Genomic DNA, 25,729 nt, shown 5'->3' with positions numbered 1-25,729 from the left:
GGGCTCGACCGGCGCGCGCTTCAACAGCGCCGGTCGAGCCGCCAGGGCCGCAGCCGAAGAAGTAGTGCACGAAGTGAGAACGAGAGGAGCAGATGCCATCAGGATCGCCCGGGCGAGGTGGGAATCCCGCTCGGGTACCGCAGGGCCCTGTTCTGGAAGAGGGTGGTCCACGGTCACACAACCGCGATCCCCGCGATCCCGTACCGGCTTGACCTCGGGAAGCGGAAGACCGGCAACGGCCGGTAGGTGGTATTGAACTCTCGGGCCCCAGCGCCGTTCGGCGTTGGGGCCCTCGACGTGCGTTCACAAGAAGGAAGACACGCACTTGTCCCGTCCCGAAACCGGTGACCGGTTCGACGATGACGACTACCCCGCCTACACCGTGGGCAGCGCGGCGGAGATGATCGGCGCCACGCCGGCCTTCCTGCGCGCCCTGGGCCAGGCCAAACTGATCGAGCCCCTGCGCTCGGAGGGCGGGCACCGCCGCTACTCCCGCTACCAGCTCAGGCTCGCCGCCCGGGCACGCGAACTCGTGGACCAGGGCACACCCATCGAGTCCGCGTGCAGGATCATCGTTCTGGAGGACCAGCTGGAGGAGGCCCACCGGATCAACGCGGAGCTGCGCGCCACCGGTCGGGAACAGGCCCCCGACAAGACCGACGACGACCGGGCCTGAGCGCGCACCGCCCCCGACTTCGGGGAGATCGAGGCCTGTCACGGCTGCACAGGGGTCATCTTGCCCTCGACGCAGCCTCGCAGGAACCGGGTCATTCTCCACGTCGCCACAGCGGCTCGACAGCGACTCCTGGATCCACCTGGTGTCGGGGCTGGGCCGTGCCTGGGCCACAGGTGATGCCCGTCCGGGAACCGGCGGCCGCGCGCGGAGATGGACGCCTGGGGCGCCGCCGTGCCGGGGGTTCCCAGGCACGGGTAGCGGTTCTGACCCCGTGACATCAACACCGATGGCCCGCACCGACGCGTTCTGCGTGGGGGCGGGCCATCGTCGTTTCCGGGATCGGCGAGACCCCCAAGCCGCGCGGGCGCCGGGCCGGGCGCGGCCCTCAGGCCGGTGGGCGCGGGGTGTGTATGACGGGACAGGTGGAGCACACCCACCGGCCCGATCCCGGTCCCGTGCACCCGCTGGTGCACCCCCAACACGAAGACGGCCCCTGGCGTGCGAAGCGTTAGCGCACGTCAGGGGCCGTCTTTGATGCCGAGCGGATGACGGGAATCGAACCCGCGTTATCAGCTTGGGAATTCGAGGTCACGGAATACGGCTGATCTGCGAACCTCTGACCTGGGATGCAACGGGCGATCGCCGCCTGAATGACCGTGAGTCCCCCTCTGCCGACTCCCTGACGGGCAAGCAACGGGCACACCCATTGTGCGTGATGGCGGTTAGGAGGTAAACCCGGCCGCACGACCGCCAGAGAGTGTCAGGAGACGAACACGAACGCAGTAGAGAACGCCGCTACTGCGGCAAGGAACAAGACGAGGCCCTCGGCGAGCGCGCGACTCCACCCTTCACCTGATTCGCGGGCAAGGATGACACGGAGGGCGGCGACCAGGGAAGCCACCAGGATGAGGGCGAACAGTCGAAACACTGGATCCCTTTCATAAGACCGGACATGACTTCCATGACTGGCTCCTCTCGTGGGCTATCCACTGCCTCTCGGAGCAAGAACGACGATAGTGCACACTTCGGAGGCATTATGGTTGGTGAATTCCGTTTTGATCGTTAAGCACGCGACGTGAAGACTGAGACGGAAGTCGAGCCCACACCTCAACGTGCGAGAACGTGTTCCGCCCGGGGGTTCGCACGGGGTGGTTCACACATCGCGGCCAGATTCTTTGAACTCGATGGATCTGGAAGCCCGATACAGCAACCCCGGCGGCGGGTCACCACGGTTTCGGGCCGAGGTGCCCGATAGCGCCGGAGTCGGTCACCTCAGACAGTCCGAGTCGCGCTATCGGGTGCCTCGGGATCCGAACACGCCAGCAACCACCCCGGGCCACCCGGTGCCGGAACCGGTCCTGTCGGATCAACCCCGGCGCTCCGCCTTCCTCCGGCCGCCGCGTGGCTCGGGACCGGGCGGCAGCCCGCAGCCCGAGCCGGGCGGCGAGCCGCCGCGACGGCGCTCGCGCCGTCGCCTTGATCCCATACAGCACAATTCGGCAACGAGGCCAGTGGACCTATGACGCGACGGGTTGCGCTCCCTCCCACGCCAGCGTGAAGCTCCGTGCGTATGTCTCGGCCATGTCTGGGGACAGGGTCCGGTTGATCTCGACCACGGGCGACTTCGCCGCAGGAAGGCCATAGATGTGCTGGTTGACCAGAAGCCGCTTTTCCGTCAGGTAGACGGAGTTGTACAGGATTGTCGAATGAGTCCTGACCTCGACGCCTTCGACGCCCAGGAGGGGGCGGAAGAGGGCAAGTGCGTTCCTCGCCCTGGCGGCCAAGGCGTCTCCGATCTCCTCGTCCTCCCCGCGCTGCCTGACCTCTGGGGAATCAGGATCTCCGAGCAGGATCCGGACGCTCACGCCGTCACGGGCTCTCGCGGCTAGGAGCTCCAGCATGCCCGCGTCGTCAGAGAGGAAGAGACCGCTGTAGACGAGGATGCCGATTTCCTGCTTCGCCTCGGCGAAGAGGGCGCACCACGCTTCCCGCGGCACCTGCCAGCGGTGGGCGAACACGCGGTAGGCGTGCTCGAAGAGGGGAGGGTCCTCCTCCGGCTCCGGAGCCCCCTGCGGCCATAGCTCTTCCTCGTCCACCTGGAGAAGATCGGCGACCGCCCAGCGGTGGCGGGGGTAGGGCCGTTGGCCGGAGAGCCATCGGCGCACGGTCTTGGGGTCGACGCCGAGACGTGCGGCCACGTCGGTTTCGGTGAGTCGGGACGCGGCCAGTGCCTTCCGCAGTGCAGTGTTCACGTCGGTGCCCTCCGGGGTACGGGACCCCGACGATAACAGAAGACGTCCCTAGACGTCCCTCAACTTGTCCGATACGTGGTACACATGTCCGCCTACTCAGAGCATCGTTTCCCACGTAACGAAGGCTCCTGCGAGTCCCTCGGACTCCCAGGTGTCTGACCCGACCGAGTAGGGGCGGAACATGCGGAACCCGTTCGCGTACGTCCGGAAACGAGCATCCTCCACGAACCGAGTCCCCAGAGCCACGCCGTGCACGGGGCTTCCCTTCACACCGCCGCCGTCCGTATACGCGGTCGCTCCCCTGGTACGTGTGGCCCGGCCCTACGTGCTCCACGCGGAGAGGCTGCGTGCTGCTCGCCTCGTCGACCGGACGCGGATCGGTCTGGAAGTCCTTTTCGAGATCTCACGGACGGAGGCGATGGCGGCGTGAGCGCGAAAACCGGGCCGGACATCCTGCTTCGACTGCTCGAAGCCCACTACGGCGACCAGTGGTCCATCCGGCGTCACGGACGTCTGTGGGTGGCCACCACCACGAACGCTGACGCGACGCACGCTCCCACGCTCATCGAGGAGAACGTGGAGGTGTTCGCCAACCAGCTTGAGCATCCCCCCAACGGGATCGGGAACGCGGACCTGCTTCCCGCGCGGATCGCCCAGGGCGGCCGTCGCATCGGGGGTGCCGAAGACGGTCCTCCGGAGGGGTGAGGACCGGCCGCGGGCCGACGCTCGGGTTCGTCCGTAACCAGCTTCGGTACTGCGGTTGGGGCGTCCGCCTGGTGGTGATCGGGGGGAGGGCCAACCTGGCCCGGTCATCACCGGCGGGCGTCTACATGCTTCTCGTCCCATACTGGTGTGCAGTTGTGCAGCGCTGTTCAACTTCATCACTCAGGTCTGCATCTTGTCTCGGAGGAATCTGCTTGAGTCCGCGTACCCCTTGGGGGACCTACTACCAGATCGCGGAGGCCCTGCGCTCCCGCATCACTACTGGGGACCTCGCGCCCGGGGACGCGGTTCCCTCCGAGGCCGCGCTCGGAGACGAGTTTGGCGTCTCTCGCACGACTGTCCGCCGCGCCCTGGCCCTGCTGGAAACGGATCGGATGATCAAGGCTCTTCCCGGGACAGGTCGCGTCGTGTGCACCGAGGAAGAACGCCAAAGTACGGAACCGGGCTCTGCGCCTCCTGCCCAGTATCGGCGGATCGCCGCTGAGCTGCGGGACCGGATCACCAGAGGTGAACTCGCTCCCGGTGACGCTCTGCCCAGTGAGGCCGCGCTTGTTCGCGAGTACGACGTGTCACGAGGGACGGCACGACAGGCCCTCTCCGAGCTGGAGGGAACCGGGCTCGTGGTCGCCGTGCACGGTAAGGGCCGGTTCGTCAAAGGCCCGGACACGGCCGCGGGTTAGCCTGGCACATGTGGGACATGTTCACTGGGCGCGGGATCTCGCGCGAGAGTTGCTCGAACGACCGTTGCCCCGGCGCTGGGCGCACACACAGGGCGTGGCGGAACAGGCCCGCTCCCTGAACGGGGTTCTCGGGGAGGACGCGGATCTCCTCGAAGCCTCGGCCTGGCTGCACGACATCGGGTACTCACCGGACCTGGCGACGACCGGCTTCCATCCCCTCGACGGTGCTCGCTACCTCCGGGACGTCCAGAAAGCTGAGCACGAGTTGTGCTCCCTGGTCGCCTACCACTCCGGGGCCGTGGTGGAAGCTGAGGAACGCGGCATGCCGGGTGTGCTCGAAGGCGAGTTCGCGCACCCTCGGCAAGATCTGCTGGAAGCGCTCACCTACTCGGACATGACCACGGGGCCGGACGGCACCCATCTACCGGTCGAACGCCGGTTGTCGGAGATTCTGGAGCGCTACGCCCCTGACCACCTCGTGCATCGTGCGATCACCCGTTCCTCACCGACGCTGACGTCGGCGGTGCGGGTCGTGGAACAGCGTTTGGCCAACGCTCGCTGAGATCACCCGATGTGCATCGGTCCACCGCTGAGGAAGTGGTCCACACGTAGCCGCATGGACCGGTCCATCGTGTACGTCGCCAACTTCGCCCGGGGAACCCAGACGACTTCCTTGGACTCGCTGCTGGGCCTCGGCTCACCCGAGACGGGGCGGGCGGTGAACACGATGGAGAATTCCTGACGGGCCTCGCCGTCGCTCGTGTAGTAGATGATGTGCTTCGGATCGCTGTAGATCCCGACGGTTCCGGTGATCTCGCAGGTGACCCCGGTCTCTTCGAGGGTCTCCCGCACCGCGGCTTGGGGAACCGACTCGCCCAGGTCGATGGCTCCCCCGGGAACCGCCCAGTTGTCGTTGTCGGTGCGACGGATCATCAGAATCTCGTCACGCTCGTTGACGACGAAGACGTTCACCGAGGGGACGAGACTGTTCGCGGTCGGTGCCTCGGGGTCGTCGTAGTAGTCGATCCGCTTACCCATATGCCTTTCCTCAACTGAATGCGTCACGTAGTTCAGAGCGCGGTTGATGTGCTGAGAGACCTGCGCAGGGGAACCGCCGAGGCTTTCGATCATGGACGATGCCGTGTTGCTCTGATCGTGCAAAAGTCCGGAAAGCAGATGCTCCGTACCTATGGCGTTGTGATCCCGATAAGTCGCTGCGTGGAGGGCTCCCACCAATGCGGTCTTGGCATCCGGATGGAAGGGCAGGTGTTTCGGCCGGAACCAGATTTTTCGCTCGCCGGTCTTGGCTACTTTCGCTCGAACCGACTCGTAGTCGACGTTGAAGAACTTCAGGGTGTGAGCGGCAATGCCCTCGTGTTCCGCAATAATGCCGAGAAGCAAGTGTTCGGTCCCGATGTAGGTGTGCTTGAGGGTCTTTGCTCCGTGCTCGGCTAGGCCGACCACCTGCCGGGCCTGTGGTGTGTATCTCTCGAACATGGCTACTGCTCTCGCATCAGGCGGAGTGTGGAGGCCTGATCATGACTGTACTTCGCGAGGTCGTCCAAGGTTCGGTGTACGTACTGAACAACGTCTTCGGGAGGAATGCCGAGGTTCTGGAGGACGTGGGATGCCACGTTGTGTTCTTTGCGCAACAGTCCGAGAAGTATGTGTTCTGTCCCGATGAAGTTGTGCTCTCGCCCTATGGCGGCGTAAAGCGATCCCTCCAAGGCATTCCTGGCCTCGGGGTCGAATCGTCGGTGGTACCTGAGGGTCCAACTCTTTCGTCCGCCAAGACGGGCCACTTCTGTCCGAGTGGCCTCGTAGCCCAGTCCGAGAGATGCCAACGTGCTGGCCGCGAGGCCGTTGCCTTCCAGGGCCAGCCCCAATAGCAGGTGCCCGCTGCCGATACGTCTGTGCTTGAGTGCAACCGCTTCGCTCTGCGCCTGCACGACTGCATCTCGTGCTTGGTCGGTGAACCGTTCGAACATGCCCCTCAGTCTCGCATCAGTCGAGGGGGGTCGCCCCGTCCCAGACCTTCTCGTAGCTCTCCATGTAGGTGCTCATCATCCCACCGCCGGGAATCTTGCGGAGATGGAAGACCGGCGCCTGGGCTGCCGGAGCGCCGTAGACGTGGGTGTTCACCAAGAGTTGGTCGTCGGCGCGGTACAACGAGTTGTACAGGGTCGTCCCGTGCAAGCGATACTCAGCGCCCTCGACGGCGCGTACCGGCTTGTGCATCAGGATGACGTTGCGGATCTTGGCGGCCATGAGCTCGTCCAAGCCCTCGTCCTTCCCGCGCTGTGCTACGGCTTCACTCTCGGGGTCACCCAGGAGAATCCGCACACGGGCGCCTGAGCGAGCTTTGTCCGCCAGGAGCTTGAGCATGCTCGGGTCGTCGGCCAGGAAGAACCCGCTGAAGACCAGGACTGAGATCTCCTCTTGGGCGCCCTCGAAGAGGCGCTTCCACAGGTCCGTCGGGACGCTCCACCGATGGGGGTAGATCTCGATGATCTCGCTCTGCGATGCCGCCTTGCTCTGCTCCGGGCTCAGAGCCTCGGGCCAGATGTAGGTCTCCTCGACTCCGAGGTAGGCCGCGGCCGCGTAACGGTGCCGCCGGTAGGGCATGCGGTTCTGCGTGATCCAGCGCTCAACGCTCTTCGCGTCAACGCCGACCACTTCGGCCACGTCGGCCGGTGTGACGCCACGCTGAAGAAGCGCGGCTCGCAACCTCTCGTTCGGCATGTACCCCGGGGTTCGCAGGATGTCTAGGGACGCGCTCACATTATCGAGACGTCCCGAACACGTCCAGCCATGTAGTGATCTCGTCCCGCCACCTCAAGGGATCGTTGTCACTGTCGCCGGAACCCCCGGTACCAGCGGATTCGACGGACTTCCCCAACTTGCTTCGTCTACCGCTGGCCGCGAGTATCGATACATGCTATACATGTATCGAAGTTGGGTTGAGTGATCCTCTGGCGATCGCTGAAAAGAGTCCTGACCTGTGCGAACGACGAGAAGAGGGCTGTCGATATGGCTATTCAGGGTGCGTTGCCGGTGGAGTTCGGAACCGTGTTTCCGCACGGGGCCTTCGCTCTGGGGGTGGAGGCGATCACGGACTTCGAGACCAAGCGTCCGCAGTTGGACAAGGAGTCGGGGTTGCCGTTGTGGGCGGTGGATGTGATCGACGCCGACCCCGAAGCGCGGGGCAAGGCCAAGTCGGTGAAGGTCAAGGTGGCCGCCGAGGTGTGCCCGACGCTGCCGGACGAGGTCCCGGGGCTGCCGTTCCGCCCGATCGAGTTCGAAGCGATGGCTGTGATGCCTTACGTGGACGACAACGGTCGTCGCCCCCGGGTGGCGTACTCGCTGCGGGCTCGCGGGGTGAAAGCTCCCGGCGCTGCCGTTGGTGGTCGTCGCTCTCAGACCAAGGACGCCGCCTGAGGCGTGCATGAAGCGGGGCGGCCTGGTGCTCCAACACCTAGCCGCCCCTGAATCCCTCCTGCGACTGCGAAATCTCAGAAGAGGTGTCCTCAGTATGTCCGATAATGGACCTGACCTGTCCACTCTGACCGGCACTGAGCTGGTCCGGCTGTTCCTGGACGCGGTGGACTCCCCACCCTCCACGGACGCCGAACGCGCCGAGTTCTTCGACTTCAAGGCCCGCGTGTTCGCCCTGCTGGCCGATCGCGGCAACCCGGACGCGGCCCGGTTCGCCGCTCGTGCCCGTGCTGACCGTGACCGGATCCTGGCCCGGATCGAGGCCGAGATGGACGGTGAGTTCTGATGCCGCCCAAGGTGGGTGCCACCCAGACCTCCCCGACTCTGCCGTCTCCGGCTCAGGGGGTGCGGTGGACGACTCCGATCGTGGAAACGCCGGGGATCATCGTGCTGGCCTCGTGGGTGTGGCGGCTGGTGCGGTTCCTGGTGACGTTGCCGTTCCGGTTCCCCGTCATGGTCGGCTCCCTGGTCTCCTCTGCTGCGGCGTGGTGGTGGTTCGGCTGGCTGGGCCTGGCCGTGCTGTGGGCAACCGCCACGGTGGCCTCGGCGGTGTGGTGGCGCATCCGGCCGAACTCATTCCGGGTCTGCGTCACCCTCCGGTTGCTGGCGTGGTGGCGGTACGTGGTGGTCTACCGCCGGCACTGGCAACCGGTCCTGGTGATCTCCGGCCTGGCCGAGTCCTACCAGGAACGCCGCTACCTGCCCCGGATCCGGCGGGTGGTGTGCACCTCCTGGGCCGACCGAGTCCGGGTGACCCTCGTGGCCGGAACCGCCCCGGCCGACTTCGAAACCCGCGTGGCCGAGCTGGCGCACGGGTTCGGTGCCCCGTCCTGCCGTGTGGTGGTGGAGGGGCCTCGGCGGATCACCCTGGAGTTCCCCCGACACGACACGTTGGCCGAACCCCTCGACGCCCTCGACATCCCGAACCTGGATGCGGTGGATCTGTCTGCGCTGCCGGTCGGCGTCACCGAAGACGGGTCGCAGTGGCGGCTTCGCCTGCACGGAACGCATGTCCTGGTGGCGGGGGTGACTGGGTCGGGGAAGGGGTCGGTGATCTGGTCCGCCATTCGCGCAACGCTTCCGGCCGTGGCTGAGGGGATCGCGCAGGTGTGGGCGATTGATCCCAAGCGGATGGAGCTGTCCTACGGCCGGGGCCTGTTCGCCCGGTACGCCGACGACGGCGAATCCGCGGTGGCCGTCCTCGAACTGGCTGTGAGCCAGATGCAGGACCGTGCTCGACGGTACGCCGGTCGCCAGCGTTCGCATGTCCCTACGGACACGGATCCGTTCGTGTTGATGGTGCTGGACGAGGTGGCGTTCCTGACCGCCTACCACCCTGATCGGGATGTTCGCCGCCGCGCGGAGAACGCCATAGCCACCCTGACGTCACAGGGGCGTTCGGTCGGGTTCACGGTCCTGGCCGCTCTCCAGGATCCCCGCAAAGAGGTGATGAACCTGCGCAACCTGTTCCCGGACAAGGTCGCCCTGCGGCTGGACGAGGCGTCCCAGGTCGACATGATCCTCGGCGAGGGCGCCCGTGACCGTGGCGCGGATGCGCATCTGATCGACCCTGGCCTTCCCGGGGTGGGCTACGTCCGTATGGAGGGCTCACCGGCACCCGTGCGGGTGCGGGCGGCGTACGTGTCCGACGACGACATCACTGCGATGACCAGCGCCTACGGGGTGGACCCTTCATTGGGGGGTGAGGCGTCGTGATGGGCATCGGTTTCATGTTGTCGTCGGCGACGCTGCTTGAGGTCCTCGGCAAGCATCAGGGCCCAACCTATGGTCCCGAGGAACGCGATCCAGGAAAAGCGATCCTCCACGAACCACACCAGCACCACCACTGGCAGACCCATAACGGCCATGAATCCGCAGAAGACCGTCTGCCAGCGGCCCGGGGGTCCAGCACTCATGGAGTGGGCTCCTCGTCTGTGGATGAGGTCCTCTGATGCGCCCGGGAGCGAACGCGGTGATCCACGTAGACGATGACCCACAGCACCACGTTCGCCAACCATACGAGGGTCATCCACCAAGCGCTGAAGGTCCCCGGCGTCACTGGGCCAACCACGATCAAGACGATTCCGACTGTGGTGATGACCAAGCTGATCGCCAGGTGCCACAGGGACGGCGGCTTGGGTTCCATGCGGTGGGGGTCTCCCGCTCTGTGGTTGTGGGGGTGGGTTGATGCCGACTCCTACCGGTAAGTCGACCCGGGCCGAACGTCTGGCGCAACCCCTGGCCCGTGAGGTGGCCGAACAGGTGGCCGCCGACCACGGGGTGTGCATCCGCCCGGTCTCCCTTCGACGCACCGACATCACTACCGGTGCCACCGAGATCATCGACGTCCCCTGCGGGTCCACCCTCGAATCCCACTGCCCCGCCTGCGCCAAGCGGAAACGATCCCTGCGGCGGACCCAGTGTGAGGAGGGCTGGCACCTCGCCGCCGAACCGGTGGTGGAACCTGACCCGCCCTCGGAGGTGCAACGGGGCTGGGTGGAACAGCGGGCCGTGGTCACCGCCGAACGGGAACGACTGGCCGATTCCGGGGACGCCTCGACTGAGGACCTGGCTCGCCTGGACGCTGCGATTTCGGACCTGGACGAGGAAATCACCGCCTCCGGGCTGCGAGGTTCGGTGATCCGCTCGGCTGGCTCGTCCTCGGGGTCGCGTCGGGTCCGCTCCACCAAGCGGCGACAGGACGTCCCGGACCTTCCCAAGCGACCCATGACCAGGAAGACGGTCGGGCGGGCCTACACCGACCCCAACACCGGCCGGACGTTCCGTCCGTCGCTGTTCATCACCCTCACCCTCGACTCCTACGGGCGGGTGAAGTCGGACGGGACCCCCGTCGACCCGGCGACGTATGACTACCGGCGGGCGGCTCGGGACGCGCTGCACTTCTCCAAGCTGGTCGATCGGTTCGTGCAGAACCTGCGACGGGTGGCCGGGTTCGATGTGCAGTACTTCGCGGCCGTGGAACCGCAACGGCGGTTGGCTCCGCATCTGCACATGGCCACCAGGGGGACGATTCCGCGGGCCGAGCTGCGTCAGATCGCCGCCGCGACCTATCACCAGGTGTGGTGGCCCAACGCCGACACCGTTTGCTTCGAGGGTGACCACCTGCCGGTGTGGGACGAGGAAGCCGGAACCTACCTCGACCCGACCACGGGTGAACTCCTGCCGACGTGGGACGAGGCGCTGGACGTCCTGGACGAGGATCCGGACGCGGAGCCTCATCACGTGGTGCGGTTCGGTCGCCAGGTGGACGCCAAGGGGGTCGTGGCTGGTTCGGCGGACGCTGACCGGTGTGTCCGGTACCTGGCGAAGTACCTGACGAAGGACATCGCCGAGTGTCACGAGGTCGAATCCCTCACGCAGGAACAGCACGTGGACCGGCTCTTGGACGCGTTGCGGTTCGAACCGTGCTCGCCCCGGTGCGCGAACTGGCTCCGCTACGGCATCCAACCCGACCAGCCCAAGGCGGGGCTCCGCCCCGGGTTCTGCCGGTCCAAAGCGCATCGCCGCGAACACCTCGGCTACGCCGGACGCCGCGTGCTCGTCTCCCGGAAGTGGTCGGGCAAGACCCTCGCCGACCACAAGGCGGACCGGCTGGCCTGGGTGCTCAACGCTCTCGGGATCGACCCGAACAACGAGGGCCAGGAGGACGAGAACGACCCCCGTCCACCCATGCTGACCTCGGTCAACTCCGGCCGGTTCGCCTGGGAACTGGCTAGCCCCACCGATCCGGACGTGGCTCCTCGCGAACGTCGACTACTCCGCGCGGTAGGCGAATCCCTCAAACGCCGCGCCCAACTCGACGCGGCACGTACCCCCGAACGTTCGGCAACGGAAAGGGCTGCCTGATGGCGACCACCAAGACCCGTCCGACCGGCCGTCTGCTGACCGTGGCGCAAGCGGCCGAACGCCTCAATACCTCTGAGCGCTACCCCCGTCGCCTGATCGAGGAACGGCGCATCACCTTCGTCCGCATCGGTCGGCACGTGCGCATCCCCGAGAACGCGCTCGAAGAGTTCATCGCCGCTGGTGTCGTGGAACCGCTGCGACCCCACCTGAGGAGGGCCGCGTAATGGCTGCGAAGAAGCGACGGTTCGGCCGTATCCGCAAGCTCAGTTCGGGGCGCTACCAGGTTCGCTATCCCGGTCCTGACGGCGTCGACCATCCGGCCCCGCACACCTTCGCGACGAAGAAGGAGGCGGACCGCTGGCTGACCCTGAAGGAAGCCGAGATCAACCGTGACGGGTGGTGGGACCCGAACGCGGGCACTGAGCTCTTCGCCGAGTATGCGGCTGAGTGCGTGGACGAACGCGAGCTGACCCCCAAGAGCCGACGGACCTACGAGGACCTCCTCCGCCTCCACCTGAACCCCACGTTCGGCAACATGCGGTTGAAGGACATCCAGGAGGCCGATATCCGCAAGTGGCGGGCGTCTCGCCTCCGGCGGAAGAAGGGGAGGGGGCAGGTTCCCAAGGCGTACCGGCTCATGCGGACGATCCTCAACACCGCCGTGCGGGACAAGCTCCTCCGCGAGAACCCGTGTCAGATCGAGGGCGCGGGCCAGGAGGACAGCGAGGAACGCCCGGTGCTGTCGGTGCCTGAGGTGTTCAAGTTGGCCGACGCCATCAAGCCGCGGTACCGGGCACTGGTCCTCCTCGCGACGTTCGGCAGTCTGCGATGGGGCGAGTTGGCCGGTCTTCGCCGTCGTCACCTCGACCTGGGCAAGCGGACCGTGACCGTGCGGGAGACCGTCTACGACATCGGCGCCCTGGAGAAGGGCAAGCCCAAATCCAAGGCGGGTGTGCGTACGGTGCGGCTCCCGGAACTCATCATCACTGACCTACGTCACCACCTGGAGACCTATGCCGCTCCGGGGCCGAACGGGTTCGTGTTCGTCGGGGTCAAGGGCAACCAGCTACGGCGGAGCAACTTCACGAAGTACTGGGCGGACGCCTGCGACGCGGTGGGCCTGGAGGACGTTCACCTCCACGATCTCCGGCACACGGGCAACACCTACGCGGCGGAAGCGGGGGCGTCCCTGCGGGAGCTGATGAACCGGATGGGCCACTCCAGCCCCCGGGCGGCGATGATCTACCTCCACGCTCGTGATGAGCGCGCTCAGGAGTTGGCGGACCTGTTGGGGGAGAGGGCCGCCGAGGAACTGCGCAAGGCTCGCAAGGACGGCGGTGACGATGACGACGAAGACCCGCCCCTCGTCGGTGCCCGAGTCTGAGCATCGGGCACGTAGCGGGCACACGGGCGGTGTGGAGCCCTAGGAAGCAGTTAGGCCAGGTGTTCGGAAAACCCCGAATGACCTGGCCTAACACTGTTCTGAGCGGATGACGGGAATCGAACCCGCGTTATCAGCTTGGGAAGCTGAAGTTCTACCATTGAACTACATCCGCGCTGTCCCACCGGTGATCACCACCGGCTGGCAATGAACGTTATCCTAGCCCAACTCCGGGGTCCGTGGGCAACTCGGCGCCGGACCGGGGTGCCGCGCGGGGTCGCCCGCGCCGTGTTCTCCCAGGCGGTAGGTTCGGAGCGTGCTGCTCTCCGATCGCGATCTCAGGTCCGAAATCGACGCCGGGCGGGTCAGGATCGACCCCTTCGACCCCGGTCTCGTCCAACCCTCCAGCATCGACGTCCGGCTGGACCGGTACTTCCGTGTGTTCGAGAACCACAAGTACCCCCACATCGACCCCTCGGTCGAGCAGCCGGACCTCACCCGGCTGGTCGAGACCGACGGTGACGAGGCGTTCGTCCTCCATCCGGGCGAGTTCGTGCTGGCCTCCACCTACGAGGTCGTCTCCCTTCCCGACGACATCGCCAGTCGACTGGAGGGCAAGAGCTCCCTGGGCCGCCTCGGGCTGCTCACGCACTCCACGGCCGGGTTCATCGACCCCGGTTTCTCCGGGCACGTCACCCTGGAGCTGTCCAACGTCGCCACCCTGCCGATCAAGCTCTACCCGGGTATGAAGATCGGCCAGCTGTGCATGTTCCGGCTCTCCTCCGCCGCCGAACACCCCTATGGCTCCGCCCGGTACGGCTCCCGCTACCAGGGCCAGCGCGGTCCGACGCCCTCGCGCTCCCACCAGAACTTCAGCCGCACCCCGATCCCCACCGGATCCGACTGACCGGAAGCGGCCACCCTCGCCGGGGATGCTGACGGTATGGTCAGGGTTGACCACGTTCCGTGGATGAATGTGCCCGGTTTGCCGATGTGACCCATATCACCATGAAATGTCGTGTGGTGTAGATCACACTCGGCCCTCTTGTGGTGCCTGGAACCACCGCTATAAGTCGGTGTACCGCTTTTACCCAGGTTAAACCTGTTACTTGCTGGTGACATTCCAACTAAACCGCCGGTGTACATCTCGGTAAGGTGGCGCCCCGACGTGACACCAGGTGGCGGTCTCGCCCCGGTCCTCGGGGTGCGCACGCGGGGGCTCTGCGCCGACCCGCCGCCTGAGGTAACCGCGGGCGGCGAAGAGGCAGTAGGCCTTGTCGGGGCTCGCGGTGGAACAGCCCCGTAGAGGAGACCGTGTCAGCAGTACGCGCAGACAACCTGTACAAGGTGTTCGGCAGGCAGGCAGGGGCCGCGGTCGAGCGGCTCTCCGACGGCAGCCACCGTGACACCATCGCCGACCTCGACGTGACCGCGGCCGTCATCGACGTCTCGTTCGAGGTCAAGCCCGGCGAGATCTTCGTCGTCATGGGCCTGTCCGGATCCGGGAAGTCCACCCTGATCCGCATGCTCAACGGCCTCCTGGAGCCCACCTCGGGCACCGTGGAGGTCGACGGCGTCAACATCTCCGCCCTCAACAAGAAGGCCCTCCTGAAGCTGCGCGGAGAGAAGATCAGCATGGTCTTCCAGCACTTCGCGCTCCTTCCGCACCGCACGGTCCGCGAGAACGCCGCCTACGGCCTGGAGCTGCGCGGCGTCCCCCGGGCCGAACGCGACCGGAAGGCCCAGGAGACCCTCGAACTGGTCGGCCTCGGCGGCTGGGAGGACAAGCTCCCCCACCAGCTCTCCGGCGGGATGCAGCAGCGCGTGGGCCTGGCCCGCGCCCTCGCCGCCGACACCGACATCATCCTCATGGACGAGGCGTTCAGCGCCCTGGACCCGCTGATCCGCCGCGACATGCAGACCCAGCTCCTCGAACTCCAGGAGAGCCTGGGCAAGACGATCATCTTCATCACGCACGACCTCAACGAGGCCATGCGCCTCGGTGACCGGATCTGCGTGCTGCGCGACGGTCGCGTCGCCCAGGTCGGCACCGCCCAGGAGATCCTCAGCACCCCGGCCAACGACTACGTGGAGCGCTTCATCGAGGACGTCGACCGCACCCGGGTCCTCACCGCCACGGAGGCGATCGACCCCGACGCGCCCGACGACGCGTCCCTGCCCGAGGTCGCGGCGGACACGCCCATCGCGGACCTGTACGGCAGCATGACCACCTCCGACCACCTCCGCGTGGTCGGTGACGACGGCCGGGCGCTCGGGACGGTGTCGCGCGGCTCCGTGCTCGCCGCCCTCGCGGTCGGGAAGGAGAACGCGTGAACCCCGTCGACTTCCCTCCGAGCATCCCCCTCGGCGACGGCTTCGAGGCCCTCAACGAGTGGCTCAAGGGCAACTTCGCCCCGGTCTTCGACGCCATCGCCGACTTCGTGGACTGGGCCGTGGACGCCCTCTCCGGGTTCTTCGTCTCCCCGGGTGCGGGTCAGCTGGCCTTCATCGCCGCCGCGCTCATCGCCGCCCCCCTGCTCCGGACCCGCAGGCAGCCCCTGACGGCCGTCGTGGGCGTGGTCTCGGTCCTCTACATCCTCCAGGCCCAGCTCGGGGTCGGTGACCTGTTCATCAACAGGGTCCTTCCGCCCGGGCCGATCGTGTGGCTGATCGACGTGACCGGCGAGTACGCCGACGGCTACTTCGTGGTCTCCCTGCTGTTCCTGATCTCCGTGACGGTGCTCGGGATGATGGACCGGGGGACCCGGGCACGCACAGGCACGGTGGCCGGCGGCTGGCTCGCGGCCGTCCTGCTCGGCTGGTTCCTCCTGCCGATGGTGGTCACCGAGCCCCGCGCCCTGCTGATGCTCCTGCTGCTCAGCCTGCTCGCGTTCTCCGTGGCGGGTTGGAAGATGGGCGTGTTCGCCCTGGTGTCGCTGTTCGTGGTGGCGTCGGTCGGTCAGTGGGCCAACGCCATGGACACCCTCGGCCTGGTCCTCATCGCCAGCCTCATCGCGGTGGTCATCGCGATCCCGATCGGGATCCTGGCGGCCTACAACGACACGGCCAGCAAGATCGTCAAGCCGGTCCTGGACCTGATGCAGACGATGCCCGCCTTCGTCTACCTCATCCCGGCGATCTTCTTCTTCTCGATCGGTTCCGTTCCCGGCGTGATCGCGACCATCGTCTTCGCCATGCCGCCCGGGGTGCGCCTCACGGAACTGGGCATCCGCCAGGTCGACAAGGAGCTGGTGGAGGCCGGTGAGTCCTTCGGCGCGCCCAGCCACAAGATCCTGACCGGGATCCAGGTCCCGCTCGCCCTGCCCACGATCATGGCCGGTGTCAACCAGGTCATCATGCTCAGCCTCTCCATGGTCGTCATCGCGGGCATGGTCGGCGCGGGCGGCCTGGGCAACCAGGTCTACCAGGGCATCTCCCGCAACGACGGCCCGCTGGGCTTCGAGGCCGGTGTCGCCGTGGTCGTCCTGGCGATCTTCCTCGACCGCCTGACGGCCGCGATCACGCACAACACCCCGCAGGCGCGCGCCCAGCGCGCGCGCTCGTGACAGACCGACAGAAGTACCGAGGGAAGGAAGGGCACGTTATGAACGCGCGTCTGGCATCGCTCACGGCCGTGGGCCTGAGCAGCGCACTCCTGCTGACCGCCTGTGGCGGCGGCGGTGAGGATCTGACCGGCGACGAGACCGAGGAGCAGGGCTCGGGCGGCGGTGAGATCAACATCGCCCTCATCCCGTGGGAGGAGGACATCGCCGTCACCAACCTGTGGCAGGTGATCCTGGAGGAGAAGGGCTATGACGTCACGGTCACCGAACTGGACGTGGCCCCGATGTACCAGGGCACGGCCAACGGCGACGTCGACGTCTTCCTGGACACCTGGCTCCCGGTGACGCACGCCGACTACTGGGAGGACTACGGGGACCAACTGGAGGACCTCGGCTCCTGGTACGACAACGCGCGCCTGACGCTGACCGTCCCCGCCTACATGGAGGACGTCAACAGCATCGAGGACCTCCCCGGCATCGCCGAGGAGCTCGACAACCGCATCGTCGGCATCGAGTCCGGCTCCGGCCTGGTGCGCGTCACCAAGGAAGAGGCCATGCCCGGCTACGGTCTGGACGACCTCGAGCTGATCGAGTCCTCCACGTCCGCGATGCTGGCCGAGCTGGACTCCGCCTACCAGGAGGAGGAGCCGATCGTCGTCACGCTGTGGCGTCCGCACATCGCCTACGCGCAGTACGACCTGAAGGACCTGGAGGACCCCGAGGGTCTGATGGGTGACGCGGAGAGCATCCACGCGGTCGGCCGTGACGGCTTCAGCGAGGACTTCCCCGAGGTGGCGGCCTGGATCGAGGCGTTCCAGCTGTCCGACGAGGAGCTCGGCGACCTGGAGTACCTGACGCTGGAGGAGCACCAGGACGACCCGATGGAGGGCGCGCGCGTCTGGCTGTCGGAGAACCCCGAGGCGCTGGAGCGCACCCTGGGCGACGACGCGGAGGGCCTGGAGTTCTAGCCGGCTCCCGGCGCCGCACGGCGTCCCGGATCCGCCGCCCCGAGCCCCGTGCCGGGGCGGTGGGGCCGTGAGGAACACCCGCGGGCCGTCTCCCCTCAGGGGGAGGCGGCCCGTCCGCGTGTGCGCTGCCGGTGCGGCTCAGGGCGCGTAGTAGCCGCCCTGGGCGCCGGGCTTCCACTGGTTGGCCTGGTCGCGGCGCTCCCGCCGGGGGAGCAGGTAGGCGGAGAGCAGGCCGCCGACGAACCCGAACAGGTGGGCCTGCCACGAGACGCCGGGGTGCTGGGGCAGGACCCCCCAGATCATCGTCCCGTAGAAGAGGACCACGCAGATCATGATCACGATGTCGATGGTCTTGCGCTCGATGACCCCGCGCAGGACGGTGTAGCCGAAGTAGCCGAAGACGAGCCCGCTGGCGCCGACGGTGAGGGAGAGGGGCTGGCTGAACAGCCACACGCCGATCCCGCTCACCAGGGCCACGATCAGTGTGGTCAGGAGGAACCGGCCCAGACCGCTGAAGGCGACCAGGGACCCCAGGACCAGGAACGGCAGCGAGTTGCCGATGAGGTGCGCGAGGTTGCCGTGCATGAACGGTGCGGTGAGCACGGTCCAGGGTTCGGAGAACGTCCAGGCGCGCAGGCCGAACTCCCGGTCGAGCCCCCCGCTGTACAGGAAGCTGTCGAGGATCTCGAAGACCCACATGGTCGCGAGCATCCCCGCTACGGTCAGGATGGCGGTGATTCTGGACTGCTTCACCCCACCGAGGGTAGATCACGCGCCCTTGAGGCGGTATGTCCGTGGGGTGTGTGGTGCGGCTGAGGCCACCTGTGCCAGAGGGACCAGGGGACCGCCGCACACGTCGAGCCTCAGGAGGTCAGGGAGCGCTCGCGGGGCGGGATACCGGCGACCGCCATGAAGGACTCGACCTTGGCGGGCCTGGTCATCCCGGTCAGCGGGAGGTGGGTGCGGGCGGTGCGGCGGCTGTGCAGCGAGGGGAAGCGCTTGGGCCGGCCCGCGGTGTCGTAGAGGGCCAGGGAGCGGATCCGGCCGGGGAGCACGTGGTAGGAACCGATGTCCTGGAACGGCACGCTCACGGTGTAGCGGCCCCGCACGTAGCGGAACTCGTCGTCGGAGACCTCCAGGACGGGCACCTTGATGAGGTGGCCGTGGACGGCCAGCGCGGCGCCCATGAGGGCGAGGAGGATCCCGAGGGTGACGGTGGCCCAGTGCCCGGGTTCGACGACCACGGTGGCGGCGGCCAGCGCCACGAGGAGGTAACCGGCCGTCAACTCCACGCGCTTGCGGCCTGCCGGGCAGACCATCCGGACGGTTTCGGACACGGCAGATGCCTCTCTCGCTGGGTACTGCACGGGGTGACGGCGGTCGCCGATCGCAGCCTATCGGCTCCCCGCCCCTGCGCACTGCGGTTTCGGACACCCCACTTCACGGTACGGACTGCTCATCTGTGACTGTTGGAATTATTGTGCTTTTTGTTTCTTTTGTCCGTTTGTCGTGGGATCTTCCGATGAGCGGACTTTCCACTCTCCCTTCTTGCGGCCAGTGGGAGGCGTGCTCGACGGTGAGGATTTCCTGTGTTATGTGAGTGCTTTCGTGTCGTATGTCCACTTTGTTGTGCGTGTGACTTGAGGGGGGCTGCGAAGATCAACACTGTTGACCTCAGGTGCGATTTTCTCGGCCACTCTCCGCGATGCTCTGTGCATTTTTGGCATGTCCGAATCCAACTTCGCTGGGTAACTCCGTCGATCAGGCTCTGACCTGCCCACACGTGGATCCGCATGGCGTGTTACCGCCGTGTTGAGGTCCCGTGTCGACCACTCTCGGCAACGGCAGCGAACGGGTTGCGGATGGGTCACGAATCCGGCAGTGGGGCTATACAGACATTTCGCCTAATGGTCTTCTGAACGACTAATCGCCTAACTTCGGCGGGGTATGCGTCATGTGTTCCGACGCTGTGTGTTCGGCTCGTATTAGCGATCAAGGGTGTAACTGATGCACAAACGAAGGAAAACGCTCGCGCTGGCCGCGGCGGGCGCCTCCGCGATGATGGTGTTGACGGCCTGTTCCGGTGGCGGAAGCGGTCCGGCCGAGGGGGAAAGGGAGGTCACATGGGTGATCAACAGCCTCCCGGCCGCGTGGGCGAGCACGAGTGCCGCGGGCGGCAGCGTCTACACGCTCCAGATGCTCTCCGGGGTGGTGCCCAACACCGGCATCTGGCAGCCCGACGGCAGCTACGCGTACAACATGGACATCCTCGCCGAGGAGCCCGCGGTCATCAACGACGACCTCGACGAGGGGCCGTACCAGTACAGCTTCACCCTGCACGAGGACGCCGTGTGGAGCGACGGCACGCCGATGACCGGTGAGGACCTGCGCGTCACCGCCATGATGTCGGCCTCCCCGGACGAGGGCTACTGCACCACCTGCGACTCCCGGGGCACCACCAACGCCGACATGATCGACACCATGGAGGTCGACGGCAAGACCATCACCATCACCCTCAAGGAGGGGCTCTCCGACCCCGAGTGGATGAGCCAGTTCGACTCCGACAGCCCGGGCGGCGGCTTCTACCCCTCCCACCTGGCCGAGGAGAACGGCTGGGACGTGGACGACCCCGACCAGCTCGGCGAGTTCTACACCTGGCTGCACGAGACCCGCCCCGAGTGGTCCGGCGGCCCGTGGATGATCGTCGACGGCGACCTGGAGAACCAGGTCGTCAAGGAGCCCAACGCCGAGTGGTGGGGTGAGCCCGTCCAGCTGGACCGCATCATCATGCCGTTCAACACCGACGAGGGCACCTTCGTCAACGCCTTCAACAACGGCGAGATCGACGGGGCCAACCCCGCCCAGTTCAGCGAGGACGTCGTCGCCGAACTGGAGGGCGTCCCCAACGCCACGCTCACCATCGGCGAAGGCAGCACCTGGGAGCACATCGACCTCAACACCGAGAACGAGTGGCTCTCGGACGTCGAGCTGCGCCGCGCCATCTTCACCGCGATCGACCGCGACGACATCGCCAGCCGCACCTACGGGCAGGCCTACCCCGAGTACGAGCTGAAGAACAACCACATCTTCGGCAACGGCAGCGAGTACTTCGTCGACCACGTCACCCCCACCGGCCAGGGCGGCGGCGACACCGACGCCGCTCTGGAGATCCTGGAGGAGGCCGGGTACGAGCTCGACGGCGACACCCTCATGCTCGACGGCGAGCAGGTCGGCCCGTTCCGCCTGCGCACCACCGACACCGTCATCCGCAACAACTCCGTCCAGCTGGTCCAGGCCCACCTGGCCGAGATCGGCGTCGACACCACCATCGAGATGACCGACAACCTCGGTGAGATGCTCGGCGGCCAGGACTACGACATCGTGGAGTTCGGCTGGAGCGGCTCCCCCTACTTCGCCAGCAACCCCGAGCAGTTCTGGCACAGCGAGAGCGGCAGCAACTTCGGCCGCCTCTCCAACGAGGACATCGACGAGCTCGTGGCGGACGCGGGTTCGGCGGCCAACCAGGACGAGGCCGCCGGGTACGCCAACGAGGCCATGGAGATCCTCGTCGAGGAGGCCTACGTCCTCCCCCTCCTCGCCGACCCGAACTACTTCTTCGCCAGCGACCGGGTCGCGGGCGTCGAGGACAACCTCTACTCCAGTTTCCGCGCCACCTACAACATCGGTGAGTGGAGCCTGGCCGAGTAGCTCGGCCCAGGTCTCCGGGCCCGGGCAGGGAACACCCTTCCCGCCCGGGCCGGTCCTCGTCCACCCTGAAGGATCACACACCATGCTCGTTTACACGGTGCGGCGCGTGCTGGGCGCGATCCCCGTCCTCCTCCTGGCGTCCATCCTCACCTTCGCCCTGATCGACCTCTCCGGCGACCCCCTGGCCGATCTGCGCGTCATGCAGCCGCCCCCGGACCCGGAGGTCATCCAGCTCCAGGCGGAACGCCTCTACCTCGACCGGTCCATACCCGAGCGCTACTGGCTCTGGATGACCGGCATCGGCGGCAACGGCGACATCGGCCTGCTCCAGGGGAAGTTCGGCCCCTCGACGCAGAGCGCCACCTACGACATCGGCGCCAACATCGCCGAACGCCTCGGGGTCACCCTGCGGCTGGTGGGCGCGGCGACCGTCTTCGCCATCGGCCTGGCCGTCCTGACCGGCGTGGTCAGCGCCATGCGGCAGTACTCCAAGCTCGACTACACCCTCACCTTCGTCGGCTTCCTCGCCCTGGCCATGCCGACCTTCTGGTTCGCCGGGATCGTCCAGCAGGCCGGGGTGTCGTTCAACGAACTCGTCGGCACCCAGTTCTTCGCCACGGTCGGCGACGGCACCTACCAGGCGCAGGGGCTCTCCCCGTGGGGCCTGTTCACCAACGCCCTCGCGTACATGACACTGCCGACCCTCGTGCTCATGCTGACCAGCTTCGCGTCGTGGAGCCGGTACCAGCGCACCTCCATGCTGGAGGTGCTCAACAGCGACTACGTGCGCCTGGCGCGCGCCAAGGGGCTGCCCAACCGCGTCGTCGTCCGGCGGCACGCCCTGCGCACCGCACTGATCCCCCTGACGACGGTCGTGGCCGTCGGCATGGCGGCCATCATCGACGGCACCGTCCTGACCGAGCGGGTCTTCCAGTGGCGGGGGCTCGGCGAGTTCTTCATCCAGGCGGTGGAGGCCAACGACTCCTTCGCGCTCATGGCGTGGCTGATGCTCAGCGGCACCACCGTCATCCTGGCCAACCTCATCGCCGACCTGCTGTACGGCGTGCTCGACCCGAGGATCCGCTATGAGTGAGAACAGGGCGCCGGGCACGGCCCGGAAGACCGCCGCCGACGGGGTGGGCGGCGTCGAACGCACCCAGCTGCAGATGATCACGCGGCGGTTCCTCCGGCACCGCCCCGCCATGATCAGCCTGGGCGTGCTGGTCGTGATCACGCTCTTCGCCTTCCTCGGCCCCTACCTGTGGACCTGGGACCACCTCGTCCACCGGGAGATCCCGCCCAGCGTGCCGCCGGGCGCCGACCACCCGCTGGGCACCACCACGGCCGGGCACGACGTGCTCGGACAGCTCATGCGCGGCGCCCAGCAGACCCTCAAGGTGGCGTTCACCGTGTCGATCCTCGGCACGGTGGTCGGCTCCCTGTGGGGCGCGACCGCCGGGTTCTACGGGGGTCGGACCGACGCGCTGATGATGCGGATCGTCGACGTGTTCATGATCGTCCCGCTGCTGGTCATGGTCGCCGCGATCGCCGGAAGCGTGCGCGGGGGCACCACGTGGTGGGCGGTGGCGCTCATCATCGCCGCGTTCTCCTGGGCGCAGATCGCCCGTGTCGTCCGCGGCGTGGTGCTGTCCCTGCGGGAGCAGGAGTTCGTGGAGGCGGCCAGGGCGGCGGGCGCGTCGCCGGGCTGGATCATCGTGCGGCACCTGCTGCCCAACGCGGCAGGACCGATCATCGTCGCCGCCACCCTCCTGGTGGCCGTGGCGATCCTGCTGGAGGCGGGGATGTCCTTCCTCAGCTTCGGCATCCAGCTCCCCGACATCTCCCTCGGCCAGATGATCGGCGACGCCCGCACGGCCGCCTCCACCCGCCCCTGGCTCTTCTACCCGCCGGGCGTCCTGCTGGTGGTCATCTGCCTGACGATCAACTTCATCGGTGACGGGCTCCGCGACGCCCTGGACCCGCGACAGACCATGGAGCGCCGATGACCGCGACGGACGCGACCAACACTGGGAAGGAAGGCACCGTGGACCGCGACGACGTGGTGCTGGAGGTCGACGACCTCAGCGTGACCTTCGAGTCCGACGACGGGCCGCTGCGTGCGGTGCGCGAGGTCTCCTACGTGCTGCGCGCGGGGGAGGCGCTGGGGATCGTCGGCGAGTCCGGGTCGGGCAAGTCGGTGACGTCCATGGCGATCATGGGCCTGCTGCCCCGCAACGCGCGGGTGAGCGGTTCGGCGCGGCTGCTGGGCCGGGAGATCGTCGGGCTGACGGACGCGCAGATCAGCAAGGTGCGCGGGGAGAAGATCGCGATGATCTTCCAGGACCCGCTGACCTCGCTCAACCCCGTCTACACCGTCGGCTACCAGATCGCCGAGGCCGTGCTCGCGCACCGGAGCGTGGGCAGGGCCAAGGCGATGGAGCGCGCCCTGGAGCTGTTGGAGCTGGTGGGCATCCCCCACCCGGAGCAGCGGCTGAAGCAGTACCCGCACGAACTGTCGGGGGGTATGCGCCAGCGCGTGGTGATCGCGATCGCGATGGCCAACGACCCCGACGTCATCATCGCCGACGAGCCGACCACCGCGCTGGACGTCACCGTCCAGGCCCAGGTCCTGGAGGCGTTGAACGCCGCGCGGCGGGAGACCGGCGCGGCGCTCGTGCTCATCACCCACGACCTGGGCGTGGTGGCCGGGAACGTCGACCGGGTCGCCGTGATGTACGGCGGCCGCATCGTGGAGTCGGGCCCCGTGGAGGAGGTGTTCTACCGGCCGCGGATGCCCTACGCCCTCGGCCTGCTGGGCTCCCTGCCTCGGCTGGACGCGGACCGGCGCGAGCGCCTGACCCCGATCACCGGGACGCCGCCGTCCCTCAGGGCCATGCCCCCGGGGTGCTCCTTCGCTCCGCGCTGTCCCATGGCGCGGCAGGTGTGCCACGAGGAGGAGCCGCTCCTGCTCGGGATCGACGAGCACGGTGAACGGGTCTCCACCGACACGGCCCGCCCCGCGACGCACTCCGCCGCGTGCCACTTCAGCGCCGAGCTGGGCGAGTCCAGCCCCGCGGACCTGTTCCGGCCCGCGGAGGAGGAGGCGCCGGCGGAGGACGGCGCGAAGGGGTCCGCCGGCGGGGACGCGGCGGGGGAGGACGCGGTGCCCGCCCCGGCGGGCGGGGAGTCCATCCTCACCGTCACCGATCTGGTGAAGAACTTCCCCATCCGGTCGAAGGGCCTGCTCAGGCGGAAGATCGGTGAGGTGCAGGCGGTGTCCGGGATCTCCCTGGAACTGCGGGAGAGGGAGACGCTGGCCCTGGTCGGTGAGTCCGGGTGCGGCAAGTCGACCACCGCCCGGCTGCTGCTCCAGCTGATCCGGCGGACGTCGGGGGAGGTGCACTACCAGGGCCAGCCCCTGCACGAGCTCACCCCGCGCCAGATGCGTCCGCTGCGGCGCGACCTCCAGCTGGTCTTCCAGGACCCGTTCGCCTCGCTGGACCCGCGTATGACGGTGGCGGACATCATCGCCGAGCCGCTGCGCATCCACCGCGAGGGCAACGGCTCGGCCCGGCGGCGCGTCGGCGAGCTGCTGGAACTGGTGGGACTCGACCCGGAGCACGGGTCCCGGTACCCGCACGAGTTCTCCGGCGGCCAGCGCCAGCGCATCGGTGTCGCCCGCGCCCTGGCGCTCAACCCCCGGGTGCTGGTCCTGGACGAACCGGTCTCGGCCCTGGACGTGTCGATCCAGGCCGGGGTGATCAACCTGCTGGAGGACCTCCAGGCGGAGCTGGGCCTGTCCTACCTGTTCGTCTCGCACGACCTGTCGGTGGTCAGGCACATCGCCGACCGGGTGGCCGTGATGTACCTCGGCCGGATCGTGGAGACCGGTACCACCGACCAGCTGTTCGGTGCGCCCGCGCACCCCTACACACAGGCGCTCATCTCCGCCATCCCCCTGCCGGACCCGGTCAAGGAGCGCACCCGGGAGCGGATCATCGTGACCGGTGACGTCCCCAGCCCGGCCGACCCGCCGTCGGGCTGCCGGTTCCGGACGCGGTGCCCGAAGTTCGCGGGCGAACTCTCCGACCAGGAGCAGGTCCGCTGTGTGGAGGAGGCCCCGGAACTGGAGGAGCGGGGGTCCGGCCACCGCGACGCCTGCCACTACTCGGAGGTGGTCGAGCTGATCTGACCCCGGTTTCCCGGACCCCGGCGGGCCGGGCGCCCGGCGCGACCCCGCGCCGCGGCCGCCCGGCCCGCCGTCACGTCGGCGTGCGGGCCGTCGGCCGCACCGGGCGGGGGCTTCTCCGGGGCGGGGGGAGGACGGCGCGAACGAAACCGGGGCGTCCGGCATCGGACCGGTGGGCACGCCTGGGCCGGAGCGCACGGGGACGACCGTGGCATCGCTCTCCTCGT

24 protein-coding genes, 1 tRNA gene and 1 pseudogene are annotated in these 25,729 nt (G+C 67.5%); 18 read left to right on the top strand and 8 right to left on the bottom strand.

From position 1 onward, the window contains the following. Positions 1 to 325: 325 nt before the first annotated feature. Entirely contained in the window at positions 326 to 676 is a 351-nt protein-coding gene (locus tag ACTVAJ_RS22660; RefSeq protein WP_470390241.1) for a MerR family transcriptional regulator, read from the top strand. Between the two features lie 1,517 nt (positions 677 to 2,193). Here ACTVAJ_RS22660 and ACTVAJ_RS22655 read toward each other — a convergent pair. Then, positions 2,194 to 2,928, bottom strand: a complete 735-nt coding sequence (locus ACTVAJ_RS22655; RefSeq protein WP_470390240.1) for a helix-turn-helix domain-containing protein — start codon at positions 2,926 to 2,928, stop codon at positions 2,194 to 2,196. 426 nt (positions 2,929 to 3,354) lie between these two features. Here ACTVAJ_RS22655 and ACTVAJ_RS22650 point away from each other — a divergent pair, with 426 nt between their 5' ends. From ACTVAJ_RS22650 to ACTVAJ_RS22640, 3 genes are all read left to right on the top strand, one after another. Beyond that, positions 3,355 to 3,633 carry a hypothetical protein gene (locus ACTVAJ_RS22650; RefSeq protein WP_470390239.1) on the top strand — a complete coding sequence of 93 codons (279 nt, stop codon included), beginning with the start codon at positions 3,355 to 3,357 and terminating at the stop codon, positions 3,631 to 3,633. A gap of 212 nt (positions 3,634 to 3,845) precedes the next feature. Then, positions 3,846 to 4,331, top strand: a complete 486-nt coding sequence (locus tag ACTVAJ_RS22645) for a GntR family transcriptional regulator (protein WP_470390238.1) — start codon at positions 3,846 to 3,848, stop codon at positions 4,329 to 4,331. A 94-nt stretch (positions 4,332 to 4,425) separates the two neighbouring features. Then, positions 4,426 to 4,893, top strand: coding sequence for an HD domain-containing protein (locus ACTVAJ_RS22640; protein WP_470390237.1), 468 nt, complete (start codon positions 4,426 to 4,428; stop codon positions 4,891 to 4,893). Positions 4,894 to 4,895: 2 nt separating this feature from the next. Here the strand turns inward: ACTVAJ_RS22640 and ACTVAJ_RS22635 are convergent, their stop codons facing one another. The 4 genes and pseudogenes from ACTVAJ_RS22635 to ACTVAJ_RS22620 form a co-directional block, all read right to left on the bottom strand. Then, positions 4,896 to 5,369, bottom strand: a complete 474-nt coding sequence (locus ACTVAJ_RS22635) for an NUDIX hydrolase (RefSeq protein ID WP_470390261.1) — start codon at positions 5,367 to 5,369, stop codon at positions 4,896 to 4,898. Between the two features lie 24 nt (positions 5,370 to 5,393). Then, a pseudogene (locus ACTVAJ_RS22630) lies at positions 5,394 to 5,828 on the bottom strand (Clp protease N-terminal domain-containing protein); the annotation flags it as partial. A gap of 2 nt (positions 5,829 to 5,830) precedes the next feature. Beyond that, entirely contained in the window at positions 5,831 to 6,319 is a 489-nt protein-coding gene (locus tag ACTVAJ_RS22625; RefSeq protein WP_470390236.1) for a Clp protease N-terminal domain-containing protein, read from the bottom strand. A gap of 16 nt (positions 6,320 to 6,335) precedes the next feature. Then, a complete protein-coding gene (locus tag ACTVAJ_RS22620; protein WP_470390235.1) occupies positions 6,336 to 7,073 on the bottom strand; it encodes an XRE family transcriptional regulator in 738 nt (245 codons plus the stop codon). 288 nt (positions 7,074 to 7,361) lie between these two features. On the opposite strand from ACTVAJ_RS22620, the gene ACTVAJ_RS22615 reads away from it, so the two are divergent. The 6 genes from ACTVAJ_RS22615 (at position 7,362) to ACTVAJ_RS22590 (ending at position 13,077) form a co-directional block, all read left to right on the top strand. Next, positions 7,362 to 7,769: a plasmid replication, integration and excision activator gene (locus ACTVAJ_RS22615; RefSeq protein WP_470390260.1), complete on the top strand. Its 408-nt coding sequence runs from the start codon at positions 7,362 to 7,364 to the stop codon at positions 7,767 to 7,769. Between the two features lie 94 nt (positions 7,770 to 7,863). Next, positions 7,864 to 8,112, top strand: a complete 249-nt coding sequence (locus ACTVAJ_RS22610; protein ID WP_470390234.1) for a hypothetical protein — start codon at positions 7,864 to 7,866, stop codon at positions 8,110 to 8,112. Continuing rightward, positions 8,112 to 9,542, top strand: coding sequence for a cell division protein FtsK (locus ACTVAJ_RS22605; protein WP_470390233.1), 1,431 nt, complete (start codon positions 8,112 to 8,114; stop codon positions 9,540 to 9,542). Before ACTVAJ_RS22610 ends, ACTVAJ_RS22605 begins: the two co-directional genes overlap by 1 nt. 471 nt (positions 9,543 to 10,013) lie before the next feature. Next, positions 10,014 to 11,693, top strand: a complete 1,680-nt coding sequence (locus ACTVAJ_RS22600; protein WP_470390232.1) for a replication initiator — start codon at positions 10,014 to 10,016, stop codon at positions 11,691 to 11,693. Next, positions 11,693 to 11,917, top strand: coding sequence for an excisionase family DNA-binding protein (locus tag ACTVAJ_RS22595; protein ID WP_470390231.1), 225 nt, complete (start codon positions 11,693 to 11,695; stop codon positions 11,915 to 11,917). Before ACTVAJ_RS22600 ends, ACTVAJ_RS22595 begins: the two co-directional genes overlap by 1 nt. Further along, entirely contained in the window at positions 11,917 to 13,077 is a 1,161-nt protein-coding gene (locus ACTVAJ_RS22590; protein ID WP_470390230.1) for a tyrosine-type recombinase/integrase, read from the top strand. Before ACTVAJ_RS22595 ends, ACTVAJ_RS22590 begins: the two co-directional genes overlap by 1 nt. Before the next feature lie 101 nt (positions 13,078 to 13,178). On the opposite strand, the gene ACTVAJ_RS22585 is transcribed toward ACTVAJ_RS22590, so the two are convergent. Further along, positions 13,179 to 13,249: transfer RNA gene (locus ACTVAJ_RS22585), tRNA-Gly, on the bottom strand. A gap of 141 nt (positions 13,250 to 13,390) precedes the next feature. Here ACTVAJ_RS22585 and dcd point away from each other — a divergent pair. The 4 genes from dcd (at position 13,391) to ACTVAJ_RS22565 (ending at position 17,605) form a co-directional block, all read left to right on the top strand. Then, the gene (gene dcd / locus ACTVAJ_RS22580; protein WP_470390229.1) at positions 13,391 to 13,981 is read left to right on the top strand and encodes a dCTP deaminase; all 591 of its coding nucleotides are present in this window, start codon (positions 13,391 to 13,393) and stop codon (positions 13,979 to 13,981) included. 431 nt (positions 13,982 to 14,412) lie between these two features. Continuing rightward, complete coding sequence (locus ACTVAJ_RS22575; protein WP_470390259.1) at positions 14,413 to 15,408, top strand: quaternary amine ABC transporter ATP-binding protein; 996 nt, start codon at positions 14,413 to 14,415, stop codon at positions 15,406 to 15,408. After that, positions 15,405 to 16,640, top strand: coding sequence for an ABC transporter permease (locus ACTVAJ_RS22570; RefSeq protein WP_470390228.1), 1,236 nt, complete (start codon positions 15,405 to 15,407; stop codon positions 16,638 to 16,640). Before ACTVAJ_RS22575 ends, ACTVAJ_RS22570 begins: the two co-directional genes overlap by 4 nt. 38 nt (positions 16,641 to 16,678) lie before the next feature. After that, entirely contained in the window at positions 16,679 to 17,605 is a 927-nt protein-coding gene (locus ACTVAJ_RS22565; RefSeq protein WP_470390227.1) for a glycine betaine ABC transporter substrate-binding protein, read from the top strand. A 138-nt stretch (positions 17,606 to 17,743) separates the two neighbouring features. Here ACTVAJ_RS22565 and ACTVAJ_RS22560 read toward each other — a convergent pair whose 3' ends face one another. Beyond that, the gene (locus ACTVAJ_RS22560; protein WP_470390226.1) at positions 17,744 to 18,358 is read right to left on the bottom strand and encodes a rhomboid family intramembrane serine protease; all 615 of its coding nucleotides are present in this window, start codon (positions 18,356 to 18,358) and stop codon (positions 17,744 to 17,746) included. A 110-nt stretch (positions 18,359 to 18,468) separates the two neighbouring features. After that, positions 18,469 to 18,942: a hypothetical protein gene (locus ACTVAJ_RS22555; RefSeq protein ID WP_470390225.1), complete on the bottom strand. Its 474-nt coding sequence runs from the start codon at positions 18,940 to 18,942 to the stop codon at positions 18,469 to 18,471. Positions 18,943 to 19,612: 670 nt separating this feature from the next. Here ACTVAJ_RS22555 and ACTVAJ_RS22550 point away from each other — a divergent pair. The 4 genes from ACTVAJ_RS22550 (at position 19,613) to ACTVAJ_RS22535 (ending at position 25,505) form a co-directional block, all read left to right on the top strand. Continuing rightward, entirely contained in the window at positions 19,613 to 21,313 is a 1,701-nt protein-coding gene (locus ACTVAJ_RS22550; RefSeq protein WP_470390224.1) for an ABC transporter family substrate-binding protein, read from the top strand. An 82-nt stretch (positions 21,314 to 21,395) separates the two neighbouring features. Next, a complete protein-coding gene (locus ACTVAJ_RS22545; protein WP_470390223.1) occupies positions 21,396 to 22,406 on the top strand; it encodes an ABC transporter permease in 1,011 nt (336 codons plus the stop codon). Continuing rightward, positions 22,399 to 23,319: an ABC transporter permease gene (locus ACTVAJ_RS22540; RefSeq protein ID WP_470390222.1), complete on the top strand. Its 921-nt coding sequence runs from the start codon at positions 22,399 to 22,401 to the stop codon at positions 23,317 to 23,319. Before ACTVAJ_RS22545 ends, ACTVAJ_RS22540 begins: the two co-directional genes overlap by 8 nt. After that, positions 23,316 to 25,505, top strand: a complete 2,190-nt coding sequence (locus ACTVAJ_RS22535; protein WP_470390221.1) for an ABC transporter ATP-binding protein — start codon at positions 23,316 to 23,318, stop codon at positions 25,503 to 25,505. The genes ACTVAJ_RS22540 and ACTVAJ_RS22535 overlap by 4 nt, the downstream gene beginning before the upstream one ends. The last annotated feature ends 224 nt before the right edge of the window (positions 25,506 to 25,729 follow it).

This window comes from Nocardiopsis sp. KDC1DS13DA1, from assembly GCF_055632325.1.
This window is presented reverse-complemented; position numbering and strand designations above follow the sequence as displayed.